General features: G+C 49.5%; 10 protein-coding genes. 2 read left to right on the forward strand and 8 right to left on the reverse strand.

Annotated features, from left to right (window positions below; translation table 11 throughout):
- Positions 1-170 precede the first annotated feature (170 nt).
- The 4 genes from PKO01S_RS10850 to PKO01S_RS10865 form a co-directional block, all read right to left on the reverse strand.
- The gene (locus PKO01S_RS10850) at positions 171-2564 is read right to left on the reverse strand and encodes a polyprenyl synthetase family protein (protein WP_127531365.1); all 2394 of its coding nucleotides are present in this window, start codon (positions 2562-2564) and stop codon (positions 171-173) included.
- A 421-nt stretch (positions 2565-2985) separates the two neighbouring features.
- Positions 2986-3315 (reverse strand): hypothetical protein, encoded by a 330-nt coding sequence (locus tag PKO01S_RS10855; RefSeq protein WP_127531366.1) that lies wholly within the window; start codon positions 3313-3315, stop codon positions 2986-2988.
- A 200-nt stretch (positions 3316-3515) separates the two neighbouring features.
- A complete protein-coding gene (locus tag PKO01S_RS10860; protein WP_127531367.1) occupies positions 3516-6305 on the reverse strand; it encodes a glycoside hydrolase family 3 C-terminal domain-containing protein in 2790 nt (929 codons plus the stop codon).
- Between the two features lie 123 nt (positions 6306-6428).
- Positions 6429-7085, reverse strand: a complete 657-nt coding sequence (locus PKO01S_RS10865; RefSeq protein ID WP_127531368.1) for a M48 family metallopeptidase — start codon at positions 7083-7085, stop codon at positions 6429-6431.
- 187 nt (positions 7086-7272) lie between these two features.
- Here PKO01S_RS10865 and PKO01S_RS10870 point away from each other — a divergent pair, with 187 nt between their 5' ends.
- Entirely contained in the window at positions 7273-7668 is a 396-nt protein-coding gene (locus PKO01S_RS10870) for a VOC family protein (protein WP_127531369.1), read from the forward strand.
- 154 nt (positions 7669-7822) lie between these two features.
- On the opposite strand, the gene PKO01S_RS10875 is transcribed toward PKO01S_RS10870, so the two are convergent.
- The 3 genes from PKO01S_RS10875 to PKO01S_RS10880 form a co-directional block, all read right to left on the reverse strand.
- Entirely contained in the window at positions 7823-8197 is a 375-nt protein-coding gene (locus PKO01S_RS10875) for a PH domain-containing protein (RefSeq protein ID WP_127531370.1), read from the reverse strand.
- A 214-nt stretch (positions 8198-8411) separates the two neighbouring features.
- Positions 8412-8588, reverse strand: coding sequence for a carbohydrate-binding protein (locus PKO01S_RS28760; RefSeq protein WP_164779566.1), 177 nt, complete (start codon positions 8586-8588; stop codon positions 8412-8414).
- A 45-nt stretch (positions 8589-8633) separates the two neighbouring features.
- A complete protein-coding gene (locus PKO01S_RS10880; protein WP_127531371.1) occupies positions 8634-9929 on the reverse strand; it encodes a hypothetical protein in 1296 nt (431 codons plus the stop codon).
- 463 nt (positions 9930-10392) lie between these two features.
- On the opposite strand from PKO01S_RS10880, the gene PKO01S_RS10885 reads away from it, so the two are divergent.
- Entirely contained in the window at positions 10393-10962 is a 570-nt protein-coding gene (locus PKO01S_RS10885; protein WP_127531372.1) for a hypothetical protein, read from the forward strand.
- 477 nt (positions 10963-11439) lie between these two features.
- Here PKO01S_RS10885 and PKO01S_RS10890 read toward each other — a convergent pair whose 3' ends face one another.
- Entirely contained in the window at positions 11440-12093 is a 654-nt protein-coding gene (locus PKO01S_RS10890; protein WP_127531373.1) for a phytanoyl-CoA dioxygenase family protein, read from the reverse strand.
- Positions 12094-12150 lie beyond the last annotated feature (57 nt).

Raw genomic sequence — 12150 nt, forward strand, 5'->3', positions numbered from 1 at the left:
ATCTGTATACGCTTCGCTATCCTATTTTGTTGCAAAATCTGGGATACTGTCTAGCCGATAGACTCTATCGATGCGACTATCAACCTGCCTGTCCCATCCTGCTTCAACAGCCTCAGCAAGCCAAAAGAGAACCAGATCCAAGGCGGATATGGTTCTCTTCATCGTCCCATTCAACGGTCCCGGTACACCATATAATTCAATAAGTGCTTCAAAAATTCGACCGGACGCGGCAGCTCCTTCAGCGCTTCGACCGCAAGACAATAATGCTGCCACATCTCTTTCTTCGCACCGCTTTGCCCGAGAATCGTTACGAACGTCGACGTATTGTTCTCGGCATCCTTGCCCACCGGTTTGCCCATCAACTGCTCATCGCCCTCGGCGTCCAGCAAGTCGTCCTTAATTTGAAACGCAATACCCGCATGATAAGCGTAGCGTTTCAATACGGCAATCTCCTGCTCGTCGATCTTCGCAAGAATGGCAGGCATGACGAGAGCCGCTTCGAACGCAATGCCCGTTTTGCAATAACAGATCGTGTTCAACTGCTCCAAGGTGAGCGTTCGGCCTTTGGAGCTTAAATCCATCTCTTGTCCCATGCACAACACTTCCGCCTTCTGAGCCGAGTATTGAATGAGAGACAACACATTGACTGCATCAAAGGCCGTTAAAGATGCCTGCTCTTGAATCGCTCTCTGGATCAGGAGCAGCCCCGTCAGCTCCGCTGTAGCGCTGTTATGAAGCTGATGCAGTGTGGTACGTCCCCGGCGGGTGGAAGCATTGTCCTGCGAGGGCAGGTCGTCGAAAATTAGCGAAGCGGTATGCATATACTCTAGCGAGCGCAATAAAGGTACAATCGTCTCGGCCTGAAGTCCATACACTTCGACACCCATGACCCACGCCAAGACGGGGCGCAGACGTTTCCCATCCCCTTCGAGACTGTAGTTCGCCGCGTCGATCAGCTTCTCATCCATCTCTGGAATCCCGGCTGGCATCGCAACTCGAAGCGTGCGGTTGATTTGATCGCGGGCCGTCCCAACCGTCTCCTTGAACTGATCCTGCAGCGTCCGGTCATTGCGGAGAACCTGAACCAATTGATCCCGAAGCAGCTTATCGAGAAAATCGACATCATCCGCCCGGTCCACCATCCTCTGAACAAGCCGGTTAAATTCGGGATTGCCCGCAGCGAATATGTCCATCATGCGGTTGTATTCCGCTGTTCCGATGCGTGCCTTGCACCTTTTGAGCCCGTTGATAGCCCGGTTTAGTATCACCTCGCGAGTATCCGCATCCGAACGGTAAACGTGGTGAATGAGATAGTAAATGACCGCCCAGTACAGTTCGAACGGATTAATCAGATCCGGGCGCTGCTCGCGGCATTGATAATAATAAGTAAACGGCGTGACCGCGCCGTCCGCCATATCGTCGAACAGATCGGCGAAGTCGTCAGCCAGCTGATTATAGATGCCGTAATAAAAGGTCCGGTTCTCGAACCCCTCTTCTAGCGGAGCGCGAATGACGGATCGGGCAATCAGGCGGGATGAGGCCGACTTCAGAATGACGGGTATGAACAGTTCCTCATTCGTGTAAGTGGCGTGAGACAAATCCTTAGCCCGGTCCAGCTCCTGCGAATGAAAAAATACGAAAGCCTGCTCGAAGAAAAGCTGCCGCTCTTCCGGAAGCTGATGGCGCTTAATATATTCGAACGCTTCCGACAGCTCCAGCTGGATATACCGGAACATGACGTTGTCCGACACGTTCCATTCGCCTAACTCAGGCACCGTTCCGTTTAGCAGCGCCGTCCGAATCACGCCGGAATAACGCGCCTTCTCCTCTGCCGTTAACACCTGGGCATCCAGCAAATCATCAATGAACGGGTAGGTCAGACCGTACGAGTAGCCAAGCCGGATCGCCTCATCCAATCTTCGGGAACGCTCAGCCGGGGCTTCATGATCGCCCAGTTCCTCGACGACATGCAGCACGACGCCTAGTATGATCTTGATTAGCTTTCGCTGAGCATGCTCGGCATTCATCCCCTCCGGAATATGAGCCGACACGTCCTTCAGCTTCTCGAGCACCCATATTGCGGCGTTCTCCACGCCTTCCTTCTGCGCCCACTGGTAAAAGTCCGCCACGCTAATAAACGATGGCGCCCCTCCCCTTCCAGCGTCGGCGGAGTCGACTAGCCGTCGCTTAATATCAGCAGCAATGCGCTGCATTCGGCTGCGCGTATGAGGGGAGTCCATCGCCGCGCCAAGATCTCTCATATAAATATATCGAATGCTTCGGTCGATATAATCGTCCAGTTTATTCGTCAGCTGCAGCCAGCGGATATAGCGGTTGTAATCTCCCGTATTCGATGGCTTGCTTCCTCGCCCAAGCCATGACAGCCACGGCCGGCGGTAAATATGCTTTCGCTGCCATTGCCCAATATCTTCCGTAAGCGCCGCAACGTACGTCTTGCTCCTGACTTGCTCAAACAGCGAATCAAAGTAATGGGAAGCCTTCTGCTCAGCCAACCGGTAACAGGCATCAGGCTGAACGATGCGTTCCTCATTCTCAGCGTTCATTACATTCATATCATTCATAGGATGCATAGGTGTATAACCTCAACTTCTATAGTTGTTGGAACTTGAGCATGAAGGGGAGCCGATGCTTATTGATACGGGAAATAGATGATAATGGTTGCGCAACCGGCACGTTGGGAGCTGCTGGCCGTGTGCGTGACCCTATATTTTATTCGTGCGGGAAGAAGACCATGCGGAAAAATCGTGCTGCCAACGTCCATCATATCACGACGGTCAAGCGGGTTGATTCGATCAAAAAGAGGCGGAAGATCTCACTGTCGACATAGTGAACCATCACTACCGCTTCGAAGTACTCGTTGCCGTGATCCGAGATCACGGCGAGACGAAATCATAACCAAACACCCCCGAACCGCATACGGTCGGGGGGTGTTGCAGTTCGGCGCAAGGTCCAGCAATCCATTCATCATTCTTGTGCAGCTGGACAGGGGCCGGTCTGGTTGAACTTCACGATGACTCCTCCGGATACCCCTTCGGATGAAAAGCCGGTGTCCTCACGCATCCTCTTCGCCTCGGCTTCCGACACTTCAATCGGCACGGTCGTATGGGGAACCTCGCATCCATCGACAATCAGTTGACCGTCCGAGGATGGGATGGTTCCAGGGGCAGCCTCTTCTATCGCGCCAGGCGGATAGACATACATCCGATCGCCATGTTCACTCTGGTTATATAGTTGGCCAGCCAGTACGCCTATCCCCGCGATCATGCAGATAAACCCGATTATGCGGTATTTCACGAAGGTTCCTCCTTCCTTATGCGGCTTGTATCTATACAGACGCAATTCGTTGCCGTTTGTTTCAGCAGGCATGCCATCGAGTTCGTATACAAAAACAATACTCTGGTAATATCTGCTCCCGGCTGCAGATCAGCCCATTGGCAGTGCTTAGAGTGCATAAAAAAGCCCGACCTCGTAAGGTCGAGCTTCAACAACGCTATCTATTCTTGAACAAATTCGATCGAGTCGATCTCCATGCCAGGTTTCGCTACTTCCAGCTTCAGCTCGTACAGCCCCGCCGGCAGCTCTACCTTCACAAGCTTCTGCCGAATCCAGCTGCCTTCCGTGCCGTTCGTCTGAACTGTCGTCATCAGCTCGCCGTTCACGTACACATTCGTAGCGCACTGCGCCCAAGCACGCTCCGCCGACATGAGGTGGACGGTCATCCGGTAGATGCCGTCTTGCTCAACCTGCATCACATGCGGACCGTCGCCGGTCAGTTTGACCTGCGCAGACACCGCTAACAATTGTGCTCCCTCAGGCGACAGTGCCGCATTCGGTTGGAAACGCTCCGCATGCTCTTCCTTCACCAGCTCTCTCGAGAACACCGGCGCTTTCATCAGAAACTCGCAAATGTTCATCGCGCTGCGCTGCAATTCGCCACGCGTCAGCGTGCCGTTGTCCAGCGATGCCAGCGTGTTGTCGCCCCATACATTCGATGCCGCCCCGTAGTTCGAGACGACCATGTAGAGGTCGTTCTGCGACCGAACCATCCAGTTCGTATTGCCGCGGTCCGCTGCGCCGCCATGAACAACGTCGTTCATCACTGCCCACCAGTCGGTCATGACGATACCTTTGAAGCCCCATTCGCCGCGCAGGACAGTCGTATTCAAGTCGTAATTCGAAGCCGTCCAATGCCCGTTGACCGGATTGTAGGCCGTCATGACGGAATTCGCGCCGCCTTGTTTGACTGCGATCTCGAATCCTTTCAGGTAGATCTCCCGCAGCGCACGCTCCGATACAACCGCATTCACGGTATGGCGGTGCTTCTCTTGATTGTTGCCGGCAAAATGTTTGAGCGTCGCATTCGAGCCGCCCTTCATAATGCCGCGCGTTACCGCAGCTGCGAACAAGCCCGTCACGAGCGGATCTTCCGAGAAATATTCAAAGTTGCGTCCGTTAAGCGGGCTGCGGCGAATGTTGAGGCCCGGTCCGAGCAGGGCGTCGATCTCGTTGCGCAGCAGCTCCCGGCCTTCCATCACGTACAGTTCTTCGACCAGCTCCGTGTTCCAAGTAGCCGCAAGCAGTGTTCCGATCGCAACCTGCGTCGCCTTATGACCGCTGTCCATTCGAATGCCGGACGGGCCGTCCGCCGTACAAGCAAGCGGAATGCCATAATCGAGCAGACTTTCCGTTACACCTCCGAACGCGGATGCTGTACCTGGCGTCACGAGCGGGCTACTCATACCCTCGCCGCGGACAATCGCTGCCAAATCTTCATCATCCAGCTGCGCGATGAAAACTTCCATGCTGACTTTGCCGTCCGCAACATCCTGCAGCTTATGCCCTTGATCGCCCGTCTGCTCCAGCGTGACAGGCATATTGCGCTCAATTCTCTCGGCCATCGATACTTGGCGAACTGGCACCGGTGCCGCTGTCAGCTCATACGAACCGTCTGCCTTACGGGGACCCGGCTGCATTCGGGTATAGCTTTCCACCGGCGCCATCGCCTCTGCCAGCTGCTCCACAATGCGGAGCGACTCAACCACATATGCTTGCTCGTCTTCAACGCCGACTGCCACGGCATTGCGAACGCTATTGCCTGCATAGATACGATATTCGCCCGCCTCCAGCACATAAGCGGAAGCATGCCCGGTTACGCCGGCATCGTCATAAGAAGCCATGGAAGCAATAGGGAAGCGTACAACAAGATGCTGCGATTGACCAGGCTGAAGCAGCTTCGTCTTCGCGAATGCCGCCAACGCTCTAACCGGCTTGCCGAGCTTGCCTTGCGGCGCTTCATAATAAACCTGCACAACCTCTTGACCGGCATAGACGGTTCCGGTATTCGTTACCGTAACGCCAATTTCGATCGACGGAATACCCGCTTCGTCAGCTAGCTTCGCATCCTCCGGTTGGATCGAGAACGAAGTGTACGACAATCCGAAGCCGAATTCATATTGTACTTTCTCTGGGGCGAACGTCTCGAAATAACGGTAGCCGACATAAATGTCTTCTTCATAAACGTTATGAAATTCATTGCCGTAGTTCTTGGTCGATGGGTAATCATCAATGGAATAGGCAATCGTATCCGTCAATTTGCCGCTAGGCACTACATCTCCGACCAGCACGTCAGCGATCGCGTTGCCGCCCTCCATGCCGCCCTGCCAAGCGTAAATCACGCTGGCAATCGGGTGCACGTAATCCGCGTTCAGCCAGCTCATATCGATAATGTTCGATACGTTCAGCACGACGATCGTTTGTTCAAAATACGCCGTCACTTGCTTCAGCATCGCCAGCTCATCGGCTGTCAGCAAGTAGCTGCCCGGCTCATTCGCGTTATCCTGGTCTTCCCCTGCCGTCCGTCCAATGACAACGATCGCTTTGCCCGACCGGCTTCTCGCAGCCGACACCAGCTCTGCCGTGAGCGGCATTTCCTGCTGATGCCACGGCTCGGCAGCCCAGCCGCCGCCGCCATTATCGAACGGGTTCTGTTCGACCCACTTCTCGTATACCGCAGCCAGCTCTTCGTCCAAGCGAATGCCCGTCTTGCTGCGAAGGCCGCCGAGCAGATTCGTCGTATGGGTAACGTTGACGCTGCCGCCTGAGCCTGTGCCGCTCCGGTAATAGTTAATTTGCGTTCTGCCGAATACGGAAACGGTTTCGACGTCCCGAATGGGAAGCGCTTGATTGTCATTCTTCAGCAGTACGGCGCCTTCCGCCGCCACTTGTCTGCTGAATTCGGCGAACCCTTCCAATGGGAAGCCTATTAGGGATGTTTGTGTGCTCATTATTGTGATCTCTCCATATAGTTATCATTGTTAAATTTAAATCCATTACCTAATCATAACAATTAACGTAATAAACATAAATGATTATTCGCGAGCGACGCCTAAAATAAGAACCGCCGCTGTTCAGAGCGTCAGGGCAGGCCCATACTTCGCAAGAAAAGCCTCTTTGTCTTTATAATCCGGCATAATGCTCCCTACACGCCGCCAGAATGACCGGTCATGATTCATATGCGTCAGATGGCACAGCTCGTGGACAATGACGTAATCAATCACTTCAACCGGCGCCATCGCCAGACGATAATTAAAGGTCAGCTGCTTATTCGAGCTGCAGCTCCCCCATTTAGTGCTGGACTCGACGATTTCGACCGATTTGGGTGTTACTTTCAATTGCTTCTGATAATACGGCATTCGTTCCAACACAATCTTCTTGCAGCTGGCAAAATAAAACTTCTTCAACCGCTGCCTAAGCACCTCGTCGTCACTCGACGCCGACGTATCGATCAGCTCATTCAGAAAGTAATATCGGCCGAGATGAAGAAACTTGTTATCCTCGTTATATTCTCTTGCCTGCAGTACTTCACGGGATTTCTCGATCGCATCAAGCCGTGCCGTAATCTGTTCTCCGTGCTGTCTAACTGCTTGCCTGATCATCTCGTCGCTCGTACCATTGGGAGCTTTGACCGTCACGAAACCCGTAGGATCGACCTGCAGCGATAGCTTGCTCCCGCGCCCGTATGCTACATGTACTTCTATTGTCCGCTGCTCAAGTTCAACTTTCATATTCGCCATCATTTCTTAAGAGATTAATCGTGATCTTATCATTATAATCGATTCATGAATAATAGAACCCGCAGTCTCCACGGAAGCTGCTTACAAATTAAATTTATGTAAGTGATTACAGTTCTGGTAGGAACGGCAACCCTAGTGAAGAAAGATATTTAGTGACTTCAAAACTTAGGAGGTTATTATGGGCAGATTAATTCATTTCGAAATTCATGTGGATGACATGGAACGCGCCAAAACGTTCTACGGAGAAGTATTCGGCTGGACATTCGAGGATTGGAGCGAATATGCCGGTGTTCCTTACTTCGGGGCCGTGACAGGCAGTGCCGACCAAGCGGGAATTAACGGAGCTCTGATGAAGCGTCATGGCGACGCTCCGCAGCCGGGACAAGCGATGAACGGATATTCGTGTACGATGGGGATCGAGGATTATGATTCCACGCACGAGAAAATTATGAGACTTGGCGGCCAAATCGCGCTGCCGAAGCATGCGTTGCCCGGAATGGCTTGGCAAGGGTATTACCTCGACACCGAAGGCAATATTTTCGGCATTCATCAGCCGGATGTGAACGCGAAGTAACTTACTGTTCTTAATACAGACGAAGCCCGGCCTCTTGAGGTCGGGCTTTTATGGCGGACCTACGTGAAGTGGTGGCCTACAAGAAAACAGGCATAGACATTAAATAATTATCTCTCAACATTTTCATAATAGGTCTGTCCTCTGCTTGCCCCGGCTAGTCCCTCAAAAGCGCGTTAGCGATCAGCATGTCGAATTTGCGGACATCTACGCCTTTTTGCAGCTTTACTTTAATATGGCCTGCACGCGTCCACAGTTCTACCTCCGCATTAAAGTCGAGAAAACCGCCGGCATTCTCCGTCGACCACATGTTAATAGAGGAGTAGGGCAAGGAATAGATCTCCACCTTTTTGCCCGAGAGACCTTGCACATCTTTCACAATCAATCTTTTATTCGTAAACACCGCCGTGTCCCGGAAGGTCTTATAAGCCGCAACCGCTACTTCCCCATCCACAAGTAAGGCGTTAACATCTTGAGGTATAGGACATTCCGATACGAGAGTCCACTCTAGAATACTTGAAGTACCTGCCATTTACTCATTCCCCCTATTGTTAGATCCCAGATTACTCAACCATTCGACAACTTTTTTCATTCGACATTTTTTTTGAAATCCCTTCTTATTACATTTGGCCCGCCATTTAACATCCCCAATTAGATTCTTCGATTGAGCTTACAATATAAAAAACGGCGAACATGGCTGATGAAGCCGCCGTTCGCCGCAATTGTTGCATCGTTTTAAAACCGAACTATAAGGTGTATTCCAAATAATCCAACTGCACGTCCCACGTTCCGTTATCCGTTGTAACGATCAGCTTGACGTTCGTGGCCCCCGTTGCGCCGCTCACACCAAAGTGGATGCCAGACCTCGCATGTATCCATACTTTGGCAACCTGGCAATCATAGGAAAAGACAGACCTATACATGCGGATGTGCTCGTTTATAATCCTATTTCCACCACCCCTTTACGATTAGAGCGATGTCATAATGATTGAAAAAATATGGAGATTAGGACAGTCCGGCAGTTGCAGCTTACATGCTTGTTTTCCACGCAGGATCGGGAATCTAACAGCAAAAATGTTTCCCCATTCAGGCACAAAGGCAAGCTTTTCTCTCCGGGAAATCGGAAGACTTATTGCAATAGATTCGCCGAATTTTGGTGGCCACGCCCAGTCCGTAATTTGTGTTGTGATCTGCTCTACATCTCCATCCTCAAACCGAACACTGAGTACTCCTTTTGGATCTCCCCATTCTCCGCACGCTAACAACCAAATACCATTATAGACGCGACTATCAATTTCGATTACCTGAGACTTACAGGCAACATTATCGTCTCCATTTCCCGGTTGTTCATGTATTTTAAAAGCTATATTCTCGTGTGTTATAACGCTTGGTAGATCTTTCTCGAGTAGAAAAAATTCTTTTCCGCCTGTAAGATCTGCAGTAGAATCTATTTCTCCGAGAGCTTGGTTATTGAAATGTGAACTTATCTCAATTTGATGCTGATTGACTTCGGCTCCCAATAGTGGAGTGTCTATAACTTGAATTGAATCCGTAAGCTCGTTATTTAAACATACAATATTGACTAATGACAAATTATCTAAGTATCTCCTGAAGGTTTCTGAATGAATATAGTCGATTATGTGATAGAAGGATTGCCGTAAGACACACAGTCTTTTTTCAATATAGTCAAGATTAAGCTTTCCTGTTAGCTCAAACTTTTTAATTGCAGATGAAACGTTATCGGCGGTTTTTGAAATAATATCCAAATTCTCGATAACGTCTCCCTTCAACCCGATATATTGGAAGAACTGTTTTGTAATCTCGGTCGATCCTGCAAAAAAACTGTAGGCGAGAAAATAGCGTCTTGCCATAGTACCTGCATCCTGCTCCAACTTATCCATTAATTTATCTATGTCAAACAGCACATCCTGACTCGGAGCAAATTGCTTATAAAAATGAAGATATCTCGCTTTTAAGTTTTCATAAGCAGGGTCCGTTCGTCTGAAGTGAATGATCCCCCTAGACCCATGTGAAAAAGCCTCAGCTATTACCTCCTCCTCATATTCGTAAGTTGTATAATAGGTGAATTTCTCGTCCAGCAAGGTATATGTGGATGTCGAATGATTATAGCCGATAATCACAACCCAATGCCTTGCATTTTGAGTCTGAAGGTTAAATTCTTCCCGATGCGGAAGGTACATTGGATCCATTGCAATAAATACGACTTCCTCTTTGTCAAGACTTTTTAGAATATCCGGTTTCAATTCATAATAAACTCCCATCTGATAAGAATGAATAATCCCCGTTTGCTCAAAGTCGGAATCGCTGAAGATATCGAACGGGTACGACCACCTTGTTTTTCCGGTAACTATAAAATGTTGGTAAATCTTGTTCGGCTCCTCTAAACAACAATACGCCATTAAATCAATAGGTACATTTCTGTACTTCATATAGCTGTATATTTGGGAGTGTAAACAATTAAAATAAACTTGATCCTGTCTCTGATATACTTCCGATATGACTATTCGCATGTAATCCCTCCATACTTACTTTATTTTTGTGTACTCTAATCTTGAAATGCTGGATTTAAAAACGCGCCATGTTTCATAAACAATAAAAGCCAAGTCCGATTACCAGACTCACTCTATGATTAAGCAGAGGATGCGCTCGATGAAGCCCGCTGCTGCGCATCAATTATCCAATTTGCCGGAGAGGATCTGATTATTAATGAGTTCTATTCATGTTCAATTTAGCCCGAATGCTGAGCACTCGTCCTCACTACTGCACCGACTCAATACGAAGTGGCATGAGCGGTCACTACAGTTATTTTTGGTCATCGTGCTCATGCACTGGGCGGAGCATCTTACACAAGCCTACCAAATCTGGATACTGGACTGGCCGCGTCCTAAGGCGCTCGGCGTTATCGGCTACTATTATCCATGGCTCGTCCATTCCGAGTGGCTCCATTACGGCTATGCCATCATCATGCTCGTCTTTTTTGTATTGCTTCTTCGCGGTTTTGAAGGGAGGTCCCGATTCTGGTGGATGACCGCCCTTATCATCCAATTCTGGCACCATATCGAACACGCACTATTATTAAGCCAAAAGTTAGCACACCATAATTTCTTTGGCTCTTCCGTTCCTACCAGCATCATTCAGCTCATTGCCCCGCGAGTCGAGCTGCATTTGTTCTACAACACGGTTGTATTTATTCCAATGATCATCAGCATGATTTATCACATGTTCCCATCAAAAGAAGAAAAAGCGGCGATGTCATGCAGCTGCGCCAAGCAATAACGATATGAACAAGAAAATTGGTTATTATAGCCTATTATCCGCACTTCCACTAGCATTACTGCTCATTGCATGCCCCTCTTTTAATGTAATGGCCGCTGCCGTTTCTGAGCCCCCCCCGCATCACCACGACGCGCATGCTACCATGATGCACCATTCGGAGCCCAGTTCATGGCCGTTCATGATTATGTTTGCCGTGATTGTTCTACTCTGTTTCACAGTACTATTCCTATCGTTCATCAAAAAATCGAACCGGCAACCTAGACCCCACAACAACAATTAATCGGCTCCCTTGTTAAGGGCTACTTGAATCACTTGTGATCCAAGCAGCCCTTAGTCTCTGAATCAGCTTCGGTACGCTTAATGCACATAAGTTCCGCTCCCTTGTATGTTTTCCCGGTGGTGCAGCCGCTGCTGCCGCGCCGATGCCATATGATACACCTCTTCTGAGAGAGTACGTTTCGGACTCGAAGCATCCCACTAGCGTTGGTAAAATAGTTCCAAACTCATATGCTCCAGGGCATTTCTCTCTCTGTACCACAGATTGCTGTCTCGAATCAGCACGCTGCCAACCGGTACATGCACAGCTACACTTGGCATTTTTTCAGCAATGTACTGTATTCGATCTCTACCATACTTGTGTTGATAATGCAGGGGATGCGCATGACTTCCCGGCCATATCTCTACCCAATTCCTCTGCGATAGTAATACTGATATTGGAATGAATACATTCAGTTGATTACAAGGCGACCTTATCTCGGCAACTTCAGCCAATATTGGTGTCGATCCCATGCATATATTCCGATCATTCAGATTTCGCGTATCACCGGGGTTTACCGCCACAACTCGGAGTGTGCAGCTATTGCCAAGCAGAGACTCAATAACCCGTAATATGTCTGGGTTCTCGGCAACATGCGAATCAATAAACGAAGCAGATATCGGGAATTGAATATGACCGTTTGTGTCAAGTTCCGATCCTTTTATTCCGTTTACCAATCGCTTAATTTCGGCCAGCTGCTTAACTTTGAATACGTTGTCGAGGATGACGTACCCTTTAATATCCATTAACGCCGTAATAGAATCGATATTCACATCTGACTGAAGTCCTGATTCTCCTCGGACTGATGATGCCATTACGATTCATCCTTTCTTACGGAAATGTATGGACGCTATACGTGTCCGATATACATT

Origin of the sequence: Paenibacillus kobensis NBRC 15729, assembly GCF_004000825.1 — a bacterium.
Classification (GTDB): Bacteria; Bacillota; Bacilli; order Paenibacillales; family Paenibacillaceae; genus Paenibacillus_T; species Paenibacillus_T kobensis.